This window comes from Skermanella aerolata KACC 11604 (assembly GCF_000936425.1).
In the GTDB taxonomy this organism is placed as follows: Bacteria; Pseudomonadota; Alphaproteobacteria; order Azospirillales; family Azospirillaceae; genus Skermanella; species Skermanella aerolata.
Genome location: NZ_AVFK01000004.1, coordinates 114,782 through 131,388 on the forward strand (window position 1 = coordinate 114,782; position 16,607 = coordinate 131,388).

At 62.6% G+C, this 16,607-nt stretch carries 15 protein-coding genes and 1 tRNA gene; 12 read left to right on the plus strand and 4 right to left on the minus strand.

Features of this window, described 5'->3' with window-relative positions; all coding sequences use genetic code 11:
- Positions 1–214: 214 nt before the first annotated feature.
- The gene (locus N826_RS07180; RefSeq protein WP_063772216.1) at positions 215–2,545 is read left to right on the plus strand and encodes a glycosyltransferase family 2 protein; all 2,331 of its coding nucleotides are present in this window, start codon (positions 215–217) and stop codon (positions 2,543–2,545) included.
- On the opposite strand, the gene N826_RS07185 is transcribed toward N826_RS07180, so the two are convergent.
- Positions 2,520–3,770 carry a DUF4214 domain-containing protein gene (locus N826_RS07185; RefSeq protein WP_044427113.1) on the minus strand — a complete coding sequence of 417 codons (1,251 nt, stop codon included), beginning with the start codon at positions 3,768–3,770 and terminating at the stop codon, positions 2,520–2,522. The two genes, N826_RS07180 and N826_RS07185, sit on opposite strands and share 26 nt — an antisense overlap.
- Positions 3,771–4,066: 296 nt before the next feature.
- Positions 4,067–4,141: transfer RNA gene (locus N826_RS07190), tRNA-Thr, on the minus strand.
- Between the two features lie 175 nt (positions 4,142–4,316).
- On the opposite strand from N826_RS07190, the gene dapB reads away from it, so the two are divergent.
- From dapB to N826_RS07235, 9 genes are all read left to right on the plus strand, one after another.
- Positions 4,317–5,117: a 4-hydroxy-tetrahydrodipicolinate reductase gene (gene dapB, locus N826_RS07195; RefSeq protein WP_044427456.1), complete on the plus strand. Its 801-nt coding sequence runs from the start codon at positions 4,317–4,319 to the stop codon at positions 5,115–5,117.
- 321 nt (positions 5,118–5,438) lie between these two features.
- The gene (locus N826_RS07200; RefSeq protein WP_084720567.1) at positions 5,439–6,386 is read left to right on the plus strand and encodes a lytic transglycosylase domain-containing protein; all 948 of its coding nucleotides are present in this window, start codon (positions 5,439–5,441) and stop codon (positions 6,384–6,386) included.
- Positions 6,387–6,455: 69 nt separating this feature from the next.
- A complete protein-coding gene (locus tag N826_RS07205; protein ID WP_044427121.1) occupies positions 6,456–6,635 on the plus strand; it encodes a hypothetical protein in 180 nt (59 codons plus the stop codon).
- A 37-nt stretch (positions 6,636–6,672) separates the two neighbouring features.
- The gene (dcd, locus tag N826_RS07210; protein WP_044427123.1) at positions 6,673–7,227 is read left to right on the plus strand and encodes a dCTP deaminase; all 555 of its coding nucleotides are present in this window, start codon (positions 6,673–6,675) and stop codon (positions 7,225–7,227) included.
- A gap of 66 nt (positions 7,228–7,293) precedes the next feature.
- Positions 7,294–8,586, plus strand: coding sequence for a UDP-N-acetylglucosamine 1-carboxyvinyltransferase (murA, locus tag N826_RS07215; protein ID WP_044427125.1), 1,293 nt, complete (start codon positions 7,294–7,296; stop codon positions 8,584–8,586).
- A 71-nt stretch (positions 8,587–8,657) separates the two neighbouring features.
- Positions 8,658–9,149 (plus strand): DUF2948 family protein, encoded by a 492-nt coding sequence (locus N826_RS07220; RefSeq protein ID WP_044427128.1) that lies wholly within the window; start codon positions 8,658–8,660, stop codon positions 9,147–9,149.
- Positions 9,150–9,514: 365 nt separating this feature from the next.
- Positions 9,515–10,636, plus strand: a complete 1,122-nt coding sequence (gene wecB / locus N826_RS07225) for a non-hydrolyzing UDP-N-acetylglucosamine 2-epimerase (RefSeq protein ID WP_044427130.1) — start codon at positions 9,515–9,517, stop codon at positions 10,634–10,636.
- Entirely contained in the window at positions 10,626–11,921 is a 1,296-nt protein-coding gene (gene wecC, locus N826_RS07230; RefSeq protein WP_044427136.1) for a UDP-N-acetyl-D-mannosamine dehydrogenase, read from the plus strand. Before wecB ends, wecC begins: the two co-directional genes overlap by 11 nt.
- Before the next feature lie 138 nt (positions 11,922–12,059).
- Positions 12,060–13,190, plus strand: a complete 1,131-nt coding sequence (locus N826_RS07235) for an NADH:flavin oxidoreductase/NADH oxidase (protein WP_044427139.1) — start codon at positions 12,060–12,062, stop codon at positions 13,188–13,190.
- A gap of 743 nt (positions 13,191–13,933) precedes the next feature.
- Here the strand turns inward: N826_RS07235 and N826_RS07240 are convergent.
- Together N826_RS07240 and N826_RS41530 are read right to left on the minus strand one after the other, a co-directional pair.
- Entirely contained in the window at positions 13,934–14,209 is a 276-nt protein-coding gene (locus N826_RS07240) for a DUF2442 domain-containing protein (protein WP_044427141.1), read from the minus strand.
- 288 nt (positions 14,210–14,497) lie between these two features.
- On the minus strand, positions 14,498–15,154 hold the full coding sequence (locus N826_RS41530) for a DUF4238 domain-containing protein (protein WP_084720568.1): 657 nt from the start codon (positions 15,152–15,154) through the stop codon (positions 14,498–14,500).
- A 607-nt stretch (positions 15,155–15,761) separates the two neighbouring features.
- Between N826_RS41530 and N826_RS42870 the strand changes: the two genes are divergently transcribed.
- Entirely contained in the window at positions 15,762–15,908 is a 147-nt protein-coding gene (locus N826_RS42870; protein WP_157599327.1) for a hypothetical protein, read from the plus strand.
- Positions 15,909–15,912: 4 nt separating this feature from the next.
- Positions 15,913–16,518 carry a hypothetical protein gene (locus tag N826_RS07245; protein ID WP_211099235.1) on the plus strand — a complete coding sequence of 202 codons (606 nt, stop codon included), beginning with the start codon at positions 15,913–15,915 and terminating at the stop codon, positions 16,516–16,518.
- Positions 16,519–16,607: the final 89 nt, after the last annotated feature.

The following is a 16,607-nucleotide window of genomic DNA, read 5'->3' on the forward strand; positions in this document are numbered from 1 at the left end:
GACCAGTGCACCGCAGCTTCATTATAGGACCCATAAGGGTAACTCAATAGAAGTAGAATTTAAGCTGAATGGCGTATAGGTCCGGACCATCTACGGCAATCAGCCGGAAACCTATGCTAAACTGGTTAATTAGTTGTGAGTAGAAGGGTGCGAGTCGTCATGGCGAGGTCCATGGCCTGTCCCTTCGCCGAACCTTGTCAGGGTGTCCGATCCGATGGTTTCCAAGTCTAACGAACGCGTCGGCACTTCTGCGGCTGCCAGGGGACGTTTCCGGCTGCACGCCGTCCGGCAGTTGACGGATCTGGGCGGCGGGCGGTTCAAGAGCACCGGCACGGCTCCCCGGTTCGACATCAGCGCGGAACGGCATGGGCTTCCCACCGGCTGGGTCCGTATCCGTTTTTCCATAGCCGACGCACGTCCTTACGCCAGCGGAACGATCCGGGTAACGCCGGACGGCGACCAGCCGACCATCAGCCATCCGCTGCCGTCCCTGCGCGACGGCCATGTCGACCAGTATATCCGGCTGCCGGACAGCGTCCGGGAATTGTGCTTCGATCCTATGGACCAGCCGGGCGTCTTTACGATCACGGGGTTCCGCATCGATCCCATCACCCGCTTCCACGTTCTGGCGCGGGCGGCGCTGCGCAATCCCGGCAGGGTCGTCGCAGCGGCCGGCTATGTGGCGCAGCACGGTGTCGCCGCGGCCAAGCTGCGCATGGCCGAGCGGCTGAACGCTCCCGCCCATGACGGTTACAAGGACTGGGTCGCCTTGTTCGACACGCTGGCCGACGACGACATCGCGGCGATCGGTGCCCATATCGCCGCCATGCGGGCGGCGCCGCTGATCTCGGTCCTGATGCCGGTCTACGATCCCGATCCCGGCCACCTTGCCGAGGCCATCGGATCGGTGATCGGGCAGATCTATCCCCACTGGGAACTCTGCATAGCCGACGACGCCTCGACCGATCCGGCGGTCCGCCGTCTGCTCGCCGACTATGCCAAGCGCGAGTCGCGGATCAGGCTGGTGACCCGTGCGGCCAACGGCCACATCTCGGCCGCCAGCAACTCCGCGCTGGAATTGGCGACCGGTGAGTACTTGGCCCTGCTGGACCATGACGACCTGCTGCCGGCCCACGCGCTCTACCGGATCGCGGCCGACCTGGAAGCCAATGGCCCGGCCGACCTTATCTATAGCGACGAGGACAAGATCGACGGCGACGGGCGCCGTCACGAACCCCACTTCAAGTCGGACTGGAACCCGGAGCTTTTTCTGGCCCAGAACATGATCAGCCATCTCGGCGTCTACCGGACCGGACTGGTCCGTGCCGCCGGCGGTTTCCGCGTCGGGTTCGAGGGCAGCCAGGACTGGGATCTGGCCCTGCGCGTGACCGAACTCACTAAACTCACCGAACCTAACCGCATCCGCCATATTCCGCATATCCTGTATCACTGGCGGGTTTTCGCGACATCGGGCTCCTTCTCGACCGACCACGGCGGCAAGGCGGCGGAAGCGGGACGGCGGGCGGTGGCGGAGCATCTGGAACGGACGGGGCAGGCGGCGCAGGTCGTGCCCGGCATCTCCGGCTACAACAGGGTGCGCCGGGCGCTGCCCGACCCGGCGCCCCGGGTGTCGCTGATCGTGCCGACCCGAGACCGGGTCGAACTGCTGCGCAATTGCGTCGACGGCCTGCTCCACCGGACCGACTATCCCGATCTGGAAGTCCTGATCGTGGACAACGCCAGCGTCGAGCCTGAGACGCTGGCCTATTTCGACGGCTTGGCCGCCGAACCGCGCGTCCGCATCCTGCGCCGCGAGGGACCGTTCAACTTCTCCGCACTCAACAACGATGCGGCGACCCAGGCGACCGGCTCGCTGATCGGCTTCGTCAACAACGATATCGAGGTGATCGAGCCGGGCTGGCTGTCCGAGATGGCCAGCCATGCAGCCCGTCCCGGCGTCGGCGCCGTCGGGGCCAAGCTGTTGTACGGCGACGGAAAGATCCAGCATGCCGGCGTGATCCTGGGCGTGCTCGGCGTCGCGGGCCATACCCACAAGGGCTTCGGCCGGCACGACTACGGCTACTTCTCCCGTCTCAGGCTTTGCCAGAACCTGTCCTGCGTGACGGCGGCCTGTATGGTGATGCCTAAAGCCGTGTTCGAGAGCGTCGGCGGCTTCGACGCCGTCAACCTAGCGATCGCCTTCAACGACGTCGACCTGTGCATCCGCATCCGCGAAGCCGGCTATCAGGTGATCTGGACCCCCTACGCCGAGCTGTACCACCTGGAATCCGCCTCGCGCGGGTCCGACCTGACGCCGGAAAACCGCGACCGTTTCGCCGCGGAAGTGAAATACATGCAGGACCGCTGGGGCGACGTCCTGCGCCGCGACCCCTATTACAACCCCAACTTGTCGCTCGACGCCACCGACTTCTCGCTGGCCGGAACCCCGCGCGTCACGCGGCCGTGGCAGGCGTTCATGCGGTCACGCCAGCCTTGGCGCCTGTCGGCCCCCGCCGCCCTTATGCCCACAGATAATCCGTCTTAGCCACGAACTCCGGAGAGGAGGAGAAATCGGCCAGCGCGTCGGCCCTGCTCAGGCTGTGGTCCAGCGCATTTGTCCAGTTTGCAAGCCCGGCCTCGTCGGGCGCCCGGTCCAGGACGTTCTGGTACAGCAGTTCCACGAACTGCGGATTGCTGGGGGCGCCGTATCGTTGCTGGAACTCCGGCGAATTGACGAAGCTGACCGCCACGTCCCCGACATCGTGCCCGGCATTGAGGTAGTTCACCCAGGTCGACTCGCCCTGCTGATCGGGCAGGCGGTCGAAGGTCGCCAGATACAGGCGTCCGACCTGGGGCTGAAGGACGTCGTCCTTGTAGTTGGCCACGTTCTCCGCCGATTCGGAGAAGCCGACAAGCGCCTCGGCGCGGGGATTGCCGGCGGCGAGATACTTCGCCCAATGGCTCTGTCCGGCGGAGTCGGGCGCGCGGTCCAGCACATTGGCGTAAAGCTGCTTGATGAACCCGGCGTCCGACAGGTTGCCGCCGTATCGGTTGGAGAACTCGGTGGACGCGACGAAACCGTTGGCGATTTCCTCGAGCGTCATCCCGTTCCGCGATGCGTCGATCCAGCTGTTCAGGCCCGCCTGATCCGGCAGCCGGTCCAGCGCCGACAGATACAGCCGCGAGATCGAGTGCGTCCCGGCTGATGTCGCCGAACTGGTCAGCTCGGCCATCGTGTAGGTGCTGCCGTCGGTGAACCTGACGTTCTCGACGTTGTGGGTCGGCATCACGCCCTGCTTGCCGCTGTTGTCGGTAATGAAGGTCGTGTCGCCCTTCCGGTAGGTGAAATAGGTCCCACGGCTGCCGGAGAGTACGACGGTATCGATCCCGGTGCCGCCGTCGATGTTGTCGCCGCCGCCGTTCGGCGTGATGGTGTCGTTGCCGCTGAAGCCGATCAGGATGTCATGCTCGTTGCTTCCCCGGATGTCATCGTTGCCGGAGAACTGGCTCTGGAAGTTTTGAACTCCCAGCGAGTCCAGGTCGTTGGCATTGAGTTTCAGAGCGATGCCGGAAAGCGACAGGATAAGGCTGCCGTTCGGTTCGGAGATCTTCAGGGAATTGATGACCACGCTTTGAGCCGACGGATTCGATGAACCCCAAATCTCGACATACTCGGAATATGGATTGACCCACTTCGCGTAGGTGGCGCTGTCATAGACGAAGTAGGAAATTTGCAGCGGGTTATATTCACTGGTGCTGGAGGCATCCATGTAAATAGAAATGCGAGAGTCGAGAGTGGCCATCGTTACTGTGCTTCCACTGGGCGTTTTTCTTGGCAGAAGCTATAGCAAAACGCTCAAGGCCCGGTATGAGCGATAAAGGTGATGTAAGAAGGTAATAAAATCTTGAAGGGACTACGCCGCTTCTCATAGGGCATATGGTTGCCGCTGAAAATACCCGCGCAAAGGCGAATGCGCCTGCCGGGACAAGCGCACGAAAACGGCACTGTAATTGATTAAAGGAACCTCGGTCTCGACTAAACGACGCGTCATGCGCTTGTTCAGGATGGTGCTGCTGGACAGGATTGAACTGTCGACCTCTCCCTTACCAAGGGAGTGCTCTACCACTGAGCTACAGCAGCGCCCGTTGAGGTGGCGGGTATATGCCATAGCGATTTTGGACGCGCAAGGCCAAAGCACCGCCCTTGTCGAATTAAAATCGGCCGTCTTCGGCGGCTGTTCCGGACGGCGGATCGTGCTAAAGCACGGGCTGAAGTGATCGGAACGATCCAGTCCTATAAGGTGGAGTGCGGCGCGATGAAGATCGGAGTGGTTGGGTGCGCGGGGCGCATGGGGCAGATGCTGGTGCGCCGAATCGTGGCCACTGAAGGGTGCGAGCTGGCAGGCGGCACGGAACGGCCGGACGGTCCGGCGGTCGGCAAGGACATCGGCACGCTGGCCGGACTCGACCCTGTGGGCATCGCCGTGATCGACGATCCGGTCCAGCTCTTCGCCCACGCCGACGCGGTGATCGACTTCTCCACGCCGGAAGCGACGGAGCGGCACGCGGCGCTGGCGGCGCAGGCGCGGACCGTCCACGTCATCGGCACGACCGGCCTCAACCCGGGGCAGACCGAGGCGGTCAAGCGCGCCTCCCAGTACGCGCCGATCGTCCATGCCCCCAACATGAGCCTGGGCGTCAACCTGCTGATGGTCCTGGTCGAACAGGTCGCCCGAACTCTGGGTCCCGATTTCGACATCGAGATCCTGGAAATGCACCATCGCCACAAGGTCGATGCGCCGTCGGGAACCTCCCTGGGCTTGGGCCGCGCCGCCGCTGCCGGGCGCGGAGTCGATCTGGACGCCGTATCCGCCCGCATCCGCGACGGCCACACCGGTCCGCGCAACAGCGGCGACATCGGCTTCGCGGTCATGCGCGGCGGCGACGTGGTCGGCGATCACACCGTCGTCTTCGCGGGGGAGGGCGAGCGGATCGAGCTGTCGCACCGGGCCAACGACCGGCAGATCTATGCGGTCGGCGCCGTCCGTGCCGCACTCTGGGCGCACGGCCAGCACCCCGGCCTCTATTCAATGCGGGACGTGCTGGGTCTCGGCTGAGGTATTAACGCCGACCTCTGCCGGGGAGGCCGCGAATCGGGAGGATGGTGACCCCGCCGCCTCCCGATCTTCTCTTTTTGTTCTATGCGACAGATTGGCCCCGACCGCCGGAAGACCTACCGGGAACCGCGAATTCGTCTGAAGAACGGCATAGGGATGGCGATTTCGGGGTGTTTGTCGCTTGACAGTGTTGCTGCTGTATCAGTAAGCCGGGAGGGCAAAGCTTCAATCGAAACCTTAAGGAAGAGGCGCAACCCCATGACAGCAAAGCGTAACCAAGGACGCCGACAGGTCTGTCTGGATTTTGGGGTGAAGGCGTCCATGGTACTCCTTTTGGGGAGCTTTGTCTCGGGTTGCTCGACAAGTGAACAATACGGTTCCTCCGATACTTCGCTGACCGCACCGGTACAGGTGGCGTTGGTCACGCCGGCGCCGCTGCCGCCAGATCCCAAGGACCCCTGGCGCGACCTGATCGCGGAGGCGGCCGACCGGTTCGACGTGCCGGAACAGTGGATCAGGGCCGTGATGCACCGTGAAAGCGGCGGACGCGCCATCGTCAAGGGCAAGGTGATCACCAGCCCGGCCGGAGCCATCGGCCTGATGCAGGTGATGCCGGCCACGTATGCCGAGCTTCGCGACCGCTACGGTCTGGGGCTGACGCCCGCCGATCCGCGCGACAACATCATGGCCGGCACCGCCTATCTGCGCGAGATGTACGACCAGTTCGGCAGCCCCGGCTTCCTGGCCGCCTACAACTGCGGCCCCGCCTGCTATTCCGCCGTCCAGGCCGGCCGCCAGCGCCTGCCGAAGGAAACGCGGCAGTACATCGCGGCCCTGGCGCCCGTCGTCGCCAAGACTGCCCCGCGCGGCACCGGCGGCGAACCCGCCGTCGAGCCCGTCATGATCGCGTCGGCCGAGCCGCCCAAGCCCGCCGGCCGCCCGGCGGAAATCGTCCAGGTCGCCTCCGCCGCACCGCCGCCGGAACCGGTCACGGCGCCCACTCCCGCTCCCGCGCCTGCCGTCGTCCCCGTGTCGGCCCGCGTCCAGCCCGCGCCGGTCGAGCAGCCCGCCAGCTACGAAGTCGCCTCCATCGACGACGACGAGGACTACGCGCCCCGTCCACCCGTCCGTACCCAGGCCCGCGAGGCCGAGGCCAAGGTGGTCATGCGCTTCACGCCGCTCGGCGGCAGCGACGCCTGCGGCAGCCTGCGCAATTCGGCCGCCTGCCGGGCGATCGACCACCCGGCGGACCATGCCGGCAATTCCTGACCGCCCGTATCGTCCCACGGCCGATTTCCGCTGTGAATCCCGCGCCGCCGTCCTATAACCGCTCGTGACATGAGCAGCGATCAGCCCCCCAAGCAGCCGACCCGCCAGGAGCGGCAAGCCGCCGCCCTGCGCGAGAACCTTCGCAAGCGGAAGGAGCAGGCGCGCGAGCGCCGGCAGCCCGACCCGCCGCCGGCGCCGCCCGAGGACGAAACGTCAGCCAAGCTTGAGGTTCCGCCGCCGGTCGGGTAGAAGCGCTGGCAGTCCAACCCTTTCGGAGACTGTCCCGATGGCGATCCTGCCCGATTCCTGGATCCGCGACATGGCGCAGCAGCACGGCATGATCGAGCCCTTCGTCGAGAAGCAGACGGCGGAAGGCGTGATCTCCTACGGCTTGTCGTCCTACGGCTACGATGCCCGCGTCTCCGACGAGTTCAAGATCTTCACCAACGTCGACAACGCCATCGTCGATCCGAAGAACTTCGCCGAGCAGAGCTTCGTCGACCGCAAGGTCGATGTCTGCGTCATCCCGCCCAACAGCTTCGCGCTCGCCCGCACGGTCGAATATTTCCGCGTGCCGCGCGACGTCCTGGTCATCTGCCTGGGCAAGTCCACCTATGCCCGCTGCGGCCTGATCGTCAACGTGACCCCGCTGGAGCCGGAATGGGAAGGCTACGTCACGCTGGAGATCTCCAACACCACGCCGCTGCCGGCCAAGGTCTACGCCAATGAAGGCCTGTGCCAGTTCCTTTTCCTCAAGGGAGAAGGCCCGTGCGAGGTCTCTTACGCCGACCGCAAGGGCAAGTACATGAAGCAGACCGGCGTCACGTTACCGAAGCTTTAACCATAACCGCCTAATTTCCCGCATCGCTCTCCCCCAACATTTTTCCCCCAGGTCAATCGAGTTCCCATGGATAAGATCAGGATTCGCGGCGGCCGTCCCCTGCGCGGCTCTCTTGCGGTCGGCGGCGCGAAGAACGCGGCGCTGCCGCTGATGGTCGCCAGCCTCCTGACGGACGAGACGCTGACGCTGGCCCAGGTGCCCCATCTGGCCGACATCGCGACGCTCGCCAACCTGCTGGCCCAGCACGGCGTCGTCTTCGGCATGGACGGTTCCGCACCCCAGGACGGTCCCGCCGGCCGGGTGCTCGAACTGACCACCAGGGAGATCACCAGCACCACCGCACCCTACGATCTGGTCCGCAAGATGCGCGCCAGCGTCCTTGTACTCGGTCCGCTGGTCGCCCGCTGCGGTGTCGCCAAGGTGTCGCTGCCGGGCGGCTGCGCCATCGGCGCCCGCCCGGTGGACCTGCACATCAAGGGCCTTGTCCAGATGGGCGCCCAGATCGAGCTTGAGGCCGGCTACATCCTGGCCTCCGCCCCCAACGGCCTGCACGGCGCGCAGATCGTCTTCCCGACGGTGTCGGTCGGCGCGACCGAGAACCTGCTGATGGCCGCCTGCCTCGCCAAGGGCGAGACCGTGCTGGTCAACGCCGCGCGCGAGCCGGAAGTGACCGACCTCGCCCGCTGCCTGATCGCGATGGGCGCGCAGATCGAGGGCCTCGGCACCGACACGCTGCGCATCCAGGGCAAGGACCGGCTGCACGCCGCCTATCACACCGTCGTCCCCGACCGGATCGAGACCGGCACCTACGCCATGGCCGCCGCGATCACCGGCGGCGACCTGGAACTGATCAATGGCCGGCTGGAGCATATCCAGGCCGTGACCAAGGTCCTAGCCGGCGCCGGCATCTCCTTCGCCGAGACCGAACGCGGCTTCCGCGTCTCCTGCGCCAACGGCGCTCTGACCGGCGTCGATGTCATGACGGAGCCGTTCCCCGGCTTCCCGACCGACCTCCAGGCCCAGATGATGGCCCTGATGTGCGTCGCCGACGGCGCCGCGATGATCACCGAGACGATCTTCGAGAACCGCTTCATGCACGCGCCGGAACTGGCGCGCATGGGCGCCAAGATCACCGTCCACGGCGCATCCGCCCTGATTCGCGGCGTCAAGCAGCTTACCGGCGCGCCCGTCATGGCGACCGACCTGCGCGCGTCCAGCTCGCTCGTCCTGGCCGGCCTTGCCGCCGACGGCGAGACGGAGATCAACCGCGTCTACCACCTGGACCGGGGCTACGAGCGGCTGGAGGAAAAACTGTCCGCCTGCGGCGCCGACATCGAAAGGGTGAAGGGTAACGGGTGACATCAACCCGCCCCGGCACCACATTCCAAACGCTGAGGAATTTCGATCAAGGCGTGAGGAGAAACGACGATATGACTGGGCCGATGAAGCTGCGCGCGGAAGACCGGGATGATCTTCACGTAATCTCCGGCTGCTTGCAGGACGCCATCGTGCCGATCGGCGAGATGTGCTTCCTGCCCGATGAAAAGCGGTTCGTCATGGTGGCCAACCGCTTCAAATGGGAAAGCGCCGCGGAGGAAGACCTCCCCGACACCGTGCCCCAGCAGCTGACCGACGTCAGCTACGACGGCGACGGCGAGGACGACGTCATGGTCCCGTTCGAGCGGACCAACTGCGGCGTCTGTTTCGACGGCGTCATCGCCGTCAAGACCCGCAACATCGACCTGCACGAACGCCGCCAGATGCTGGCCCTCCTGACCGTCGTCCAGGGGGAAGGCGGCATCGTCCTGCATTTCTCCGGCGGCGCCTGCATCAAGCTGGAATGCGACCATTGGGTCTGCCGCCTCCAAGACATCGGCGAACCCTGGCCCACCAGCCGCCGCCCGGCCCACCCGCTGGATTGATTCCAAAAGTCGAGGAGATCGACCGGCGCTCCGGAAATGTTGGGCCACGGCCCAACCTACGAGTGGCGTCACCTGTAGGTTGGGCCGTGGCCCAACAACAGCGTTCCCGATGGTTCAACGTCTTCGGCATCTGGTGTGATTGACAAAAACAATAAAAAACGCGGAAACTTCAACCGAAGGCCCTGATCCATGACGAATACTCACGCCCAACTACCACCATCCCGGTGGTAACCCGTCCTGGTATCCGCTCCTTTAGTAAACGACCTTAGGCGACATTGACCCTGTGCCTCAAGGTCGAGCACTTTTCCTGACTGTAGCTCAAGGCCGGGCACTGCGTCCCGGCCACCCGCCAGCGGTTAGGACGGATGCGGAAAATACTCTCGGTCATCGGTACCCGGCCCGAAGCGATCAAGATGGCCCCGGTCATCAGCGCGCTCAACGGCGCGCCCGGCGTTGAAAACATCGTCTGCGTGACCGGTCAGCACCGCACCATGCTCGACCAGGTGCTTCAGCTGTTCCGGATCGTGCCCGACCACGACCTCGCCATCATGAAGCCCGGCCAGACCCTGGCCGACATCACCACCGCCGTCCTGACCGGCCTGACCCACCTGTTCGAGGAGATCAAGCCCGATCGAGTGCTGGTCCACGGCGACACGACAACGGCGATGGCCGCCGCCATGGCCGCCTTCTACGCCCGCATCCCCGTGGCCCATGTCGAAGCCGGCCTGCGCACCGGAGACCTCCAGCAGCCCTGGCCGGAGGAGATGAACCGCAAGGTCATCGACAGCATGGCCGACGTGCTGTTCGCCCCGACAGAAAGTGGGCGCGCCAATCTCCTGCGCGAAGGGCTGGAGAACCGCCGCATCCTCGTCACCGGCAACACCGTGATCGACGCGCTGCTCCACACCGTGGACCGCCTGCGCGGCGACGGCGCGCTGACCGCCGAGATGGACGCGAGGTTCGGCTTCCTGGCCGAGAACAAGCGGATGATCCTGGTCACCGCCCACCGCCGCGAAAGCTTCGGCGGCGGTTTCGAGCGGATCTGCCACGCCCTGGCCCAGCTCGGCGACCGGGGCGACACCTCGGTCGTCTACCCCGTCCACCTCAACCCCAACGTCCGCGAGCCGGTCATGCGGCTGCTCGGCGACCGGCCCAACGTCCACCTGATCGAGCCGCAGGACTACCTGCCGTTCGTCCACCTGATGGAGCGGTCCACGCTGATCGTCACCGACAGCGGCGGCTTGCAGGAGGAAGCCCCCTCGCTCGGCAAGCCGGTGCTGGTGATGCGCGACGTGACCGAACGCCCCGAAGCGGTCGAGGCCGGCACCGTCCAGCTCGTCGGCACCGACACCGCCCGCATCGTCGGGGCAGCCAACCGCCTGCTCGACGACGAGCAGGCCTATGCCCAGGCGCGCCGCGCCCACAATCCCTATGGTGACGGCCATGCTGCCAAGCGAATCGTCAAGGAGTTGACCCGTGCAGCATAAATTCTCCCGCGTCGCGATCATCGGCCTCGGCTATATCGGCCTGCCGACCGCAGCCACGCTCGCCAGCCGGGGCGTCGAGGTGATCGGCGTCGATGTCAACGAGCACGCCGTCTCCATGATCACGCAGGGCAAGGTCCATTTCAGCGAACCGGACCTCGACATGCTGGTCCGCGCCGCCGTGATGACCGGCAAGCTGCGCGCCGTCGTGACGCCGGAGCCGGCGGAAGCCTTCATCATCGCGGTGCCGACCCCGCTGACCGACGACAAGCGCCCCGACCTCAGCTTCATCGACGCCGCCGCCGACTCGATCGCCCCGGTGCTGGAAGCCGGCAACCTGATCGTTCTGGAATCCACGTCCCCGGTCGGCACCTCCGCCCGCCTGTCGCGCCAGCTCGCCGAACTCCGCCCCGACCTGACCTTCCCCCACACGGCCGGCGAACGCTCCGACATCCGCATCGCCTATTGCCCGGAACGCATCCTGCCCGGCCGCATGGTGCTGGAACTGGTTGAGAACGACCGCATCATCGGCGGCCTGACCCCCGCCTGCGCCGCCCGCGCCGACCAGCTCTACCGCATCTTCGTCAAGGGCGCCTGCCTGCTGACCGACGCCAACACGGCCGAACTGGTCAAGCTGACCGAGAACGCCTACCGCGACGTCAACATCGCCTTCGCCAACGAGCTGTCGATGATCTGCGACGGCATGGGCCTGGATGTCTGGCGGGTGATCGAACTGTCCAACCGGCACCCGCGCGTCAAGATCCTCCAGCCCGGCCCCGGGGTCGGCGGCCACTGCATCGCCGTGGACCCCTGGTTCATCGTGGACGGCATGCCGGAAGCCTCCCGCCTGATCCGCACCGCGCGCGAGGTCAACGACAGCAAGCCGCACCACATCATCGACCGCATCCGCCGCCACGCCGTCCGCTTCAAGGACCCGGTGATCGCCTGCCTGGGCTTGACCTACAAGCCCAACGTGGACGACCTGCGCGAAAGCCCGGCCCTGGAGATCACCGCCCATATAGCCAGGGAGGGACTGGGCAAGGTGCTGGCGGTCGAGCCCCACATCCGGAGCCTTCCCCCGGAACTGACCGAGTTCGACAACCTCCATTACTGCGACATGTCCGAAGCCCTGGCGGAGGCCGACATCGCCGTGCTGCTGGTCGATCATGCCGAGTTCCGCGCGATCGAGGCCAAGGAACTGCTGAACAAGATCGTGATAGACACGCGCGGCTTCTGGCGGGATCGTCTCTACGTTCCCGACCGCTACGGCAGGGCGGCGGCGGAGTAACCCCGCCCCGCACCCGATCGTTGGGCCACGGTCCAACCTACGATCCCGTCACCGTAGGTTGGGCCGTGGCCCAACATCACCGTCCGTATCGACCTACTCCCCGGATCACAGCCGGGACCCGCAGGAGATCCACGCCCCATGTCCAGCCAAACCGCCAGCAAACTGTTCTCGCCGATCGACCTCGCCGGCCGTACCTTCGCCAACCGGATCGTCGTCTCTCCCATGTGCCAGTACAGCGCGGAGAACGGCATCGCCACCGACTGGCACCTGATGCACCTGGGCATGCTGGCCAACTCCGGCGCGTCGCTGCTGATCCTGGAAGCGACGGCGGTCGAGGCGGCCGGCCGCATCACCCCCGGCGACCTCGGCCTCTACAACGACGAGAACGAAGCCGCTCTCGCCCGAGTCCTGACCTCCGTCCGGCGCTACGGCAACGCCCAGCTCGGTATCCAGATCGCCCACGCCGGTCGCAAGGCATCGTCCCAGCGCCCGTGGGAAGGCGGCAGGGCGCTGCGGCCCGACCAGGACCCCTGGACCACCTACGCCCCCTCCGCGATCCCCTTCGCCGAGGACTGGCACACCCCGCAGGCCTTCGCCGCCCGGGACTTCGAGCGCGTCCGCAACGCCTTCGTCGCCACCGCCCAGCGCGCCGTCCGGCTCGGCTTCGACGCGGCGGAACTCCACGGCGCCCACGGCTACCTGCTGCACGCCTTCCTGTCGCCCCTGTCCAACCAGCGAACCGACGGCTACGGCGGCGGTTTCGAAGGCCGCACCCGCTTCCCCCTGGAAGTCTTCGACGCCGTCCGCGCCGTTTGGCCGACCGACCGCCCGCTAGGCTTCCGCCTCAGCGCATCCGACTGGATCGAGGGCGGTTGGACCATCGAGGAATCGGTAGCCCTCGCCAAGATCCTGAAGCAGCGCGGCTGCGACTTCATCGACGCATCCAGCGGCGGCATAGCCCTGGGCGCCAAGATCCCCCTGACCCCCGGCTACCAGGTCCCCTTCGCTGCCCAAATCCGCCGCGAAGCCGAGATCCCGGTGATGGCCGTGGGCCTGATCGTCGATCCCAAACAGGCCGAACGCATCGTGGCGGAAGGCGAAGCCGACTTCGTGGCGCTGGCGAGAGCCCTGCTGGACGAACCGCACTGGGGCTGGCGAGCAGCGAGGGAACTGGGCGGAGAGATCGCCTACCCGCCGCAATACGCCCGTGCCGCACCCGAGCTTTGGCCGGGCCACAAGTTCCAGGAAGAATCCTCGGTGATGGACTGAGAGCCGCCAGCGCAGGGACTTCCAAATCCAATCGGCTTCGATTAGGATAGAGGAGTGGGGAGGGGTGCTGGATACACCCCTCCCTGTGACTCCGCTAGAGGCTCAGGCCGATCTCGATTTCAATCTCGATCGTCTGTCCTTTCCAACGGAGCCGGATCGTCCATTTCACCATGGACGGCTCCTCCTCAGGTGTGTCTCGGTGGGACGGGGTATTCCGCCCACCGGACAGCCGGGAGAATAGGGACGCGATCGGACATCCGATACGGGAACCTGCATGCTGCGGCATTCTGGCGGTATAGTGCCGACGGCGGTTTGCTATTCTCCCGCTCTCACGGGCTCAATAGGTCCGCTCCGCAAAGCACACAATCCTTTCGACCGGCACTCCTGCCATCGTACATGAGCAAGCCCCTGTAGCGGCATTGAAGATTGACTTGTGATTTCTGGCAGAGATGGCGGACTGATGAGGCCCTACCTACGCCAGTACGCAATCCTTTCGACCGGCGCTCCAGCCATCATACACAAGCACGCCCCCGTAGGTCGGGCCTCTCCAGCCCGACATCTAACGCTCCGAACCGGTCATCCTTCAATGCCGCTGATATTGGCGCGTCCCCGTACCGTCATGCTCCCCAACCGTCCTGCCAAGACTTGATCTTGGCATCTCCCGGCATAAGGCCACCAATCCGGCTCCGGCCACGTCATTGAGCTACAACTGCAAGTCTTAAGCATATCGAACGAAACATCCATCAATTAGATGAATAACCCGCCGGCCCCGGTGCCGGCGCTCCCCGCAACAGGCCGTCGGTGCTGAGGTCTTCGTCCACATCCGGCCAATGGATACCATGCCCGCCGCCTGCAATCTCCCACCGCTGCCGCTGTTCCGGCGTAGCGTTGAACAAGCGGGGATACCATGCCAAGGGAACAGCGATGGTGCGCCCATCCATGAGATCGACCGTCAAGCGGTCGTCATCGACCGAAACCGACTTCACCCGTTCGTCAGTCTTATGCGCCGAAATAGCCATGCCATGCCATGCCATGCCTCCAATAACTGTGTCTGATGGTCACAAACCAAATGCAGCAGTTCCCCAGTCCTTTGGCCGAGTAGCCCATATCATGCGCTATCGAGACGGGCATCAGCCAGATCTTCGCCGTCGTGTCACCTCGTTCAACCTGGACATATTGCTGATTGTTTGTTGCGTTGTTGTAGAAAAATGAAAATCCGCTGTTTCAGCGCATTTGAAATTTCAATAGAGATGTTTCTCTCATTTAATTTAAAAACAACTGCTTTGTAATTAGTTGATTGGTATCCATCATTTTGGGTATGCTAACGACTTGATTAATGCCATTGATTCACCAGCAAATATAGTATTTTGCTGAGAAATAGCCATATTCAAGCTTCTGATGGTTTCTCTTGATGTTACTGGATATATTCTGCAAGCGTTTTCACTTGTATCAAGCCCGACAGCAATGTCGGAAGCGATTGGAAGCCAGAGTTCATTCTGATAGTTTAATAGATTGTAATCACCATTAATTGTTAATTTGACAACTGGTCTGCTTCCAATAATGAATTTCTTATCTTTCGCAACAATTTTCAGCATGGCAATCCCGCGTTTTCGAAATACTGAGAGAACATCTTCTCCGAAATGTTCCAAGAGATCAACTCGACAGTTTTGTATAATACGCGATTTAGTATTTCGATTTTGAAGTTCGGATATTTCTATTCTTCTCTCAGGAAGCAAGGTATGTAGTTCATTTATCAAATTTTTATACATTACATCAGCTTCTGCGGAGGTGTTGACTGTGTTTCGAAGATCGGGAACCCTTTTCCATTGCATGTATATAAATTTATACAAAAATTCTTTTTCCTCAAATGATAAATCTGGGATTTTATTTATCCTTACTGAGTTGACAATTTTAGAGATAATTGTGTCGGCATGATCTTCAAGCTGTGAAAGCTTTGCTTCCATACTAGTGTCTGCAAAACCATTTTTTCTACTCGGCGATAAAGGTGTCCTTCAAGAAAAATATTTTCTGGCTTGATTTGGAGAATACCGCGATACGAATGATTCCTTAGAAAAGCAAATAAAAATCCGTGATCATCCGTAAAGTGCTTTTGAAGCATTTCAGGTACGTAGTGGTGTCTTTTAGGTGGCGCTTTACGCATTTGATATCCTGGGCATGTTTATGATTGCTGGATAAATTTCTATTTTAATTATAAAATCATTAAAAATTATTTAAACCAAGAACTTTCTCAGTTGTAAGGCTATTATTGTTGCCTATCCTGAACATTCGTCGGCATGAAACTTAGTCGGAATCTGAATACATATGAGCTTGTCGCGCCCGATTTCACGCCGCAACAGGGGAGGTGCTAAAGGACTCGCGGGGCTGTAAAGAGGTTAGAGTGGCTTTTTCCACATCAAAGCAGTGATAGTCAAGCCTGTAAGGGTGATAAAACTCTTTGATGTTCATGCTACCCTCATACATGAGAGTTTGCCGTACCTGTTTTCCCAGAGACTTTGCTGTATGGTGCGACCTTGGATACGCGAGCAGCATAATGCCCAAGGAGCGCACCGAATGAGCAAGAAAGACCTTGAGCAGTTCCTCGCAGCGCTGGCTACCCTCGACAAGCAGATTGACGAGGACCCGAAGGCCGCTGACCGTATTCTAATCGACAGCGGCACCTATACCGAAGATGGCAAGTTGGCTCCGGAATACACCTGAGATCATGCACAGCCTAAGTTCGTCTTTCGTCCTCGGGTATCATGGATGCTCTCGGGAAATCGGTGAAGCTATCCTGCGGGGCGACGAACAGTTACGGGTCAGCGTCAACGAATATGACTGGCTTGGTTCCGGGATCTATTTCTGGGAAACGAACCCGATCCGGGGCCTCCAATGGGCAAACGAAGCGGTGAAGCGTAAGAAGTTCGATGAGCCATTTGTCGTCGGTGCTGTCATCGACCTCGGGTACTGCTTCGATCTCATGTCCCACAATGCCATGCAGGCTTTGAAAGCCGCCTATCACAGCTTCCGCAGGGCCTACACGAAAAGCCCGAAGTTCCATGACGCCGACTTTCCTGAAAACAAGGGCAGCCGCGACCTACTGCAACGGCATCTCGACTGCGCGGTCATAAATTACCTCCACGAGAACCGCGAAAAGGCCGGAGCAGTCCCGTTCGACTCCGTGCGTGGCGTGTTCGTCGAGGGTGACCCGGTCTACCCAGCCGCAGGCGTCCGTGACAAGACCCCATCCAGATCGCCGTCCGGAACTCCAGCCTCATCAAGGGCGTCTTCCGCGTGCCACAAGAGCACCTCGAATAGAACCCCGCCTTAAGCAACCGTTAACCGCCCCGGTGACAAAATTGAGCCTCCGGAGAGCGTCCTAAACCGCGCAGCAGGTGCTGGTTCCCGCTCTCCCCGTCA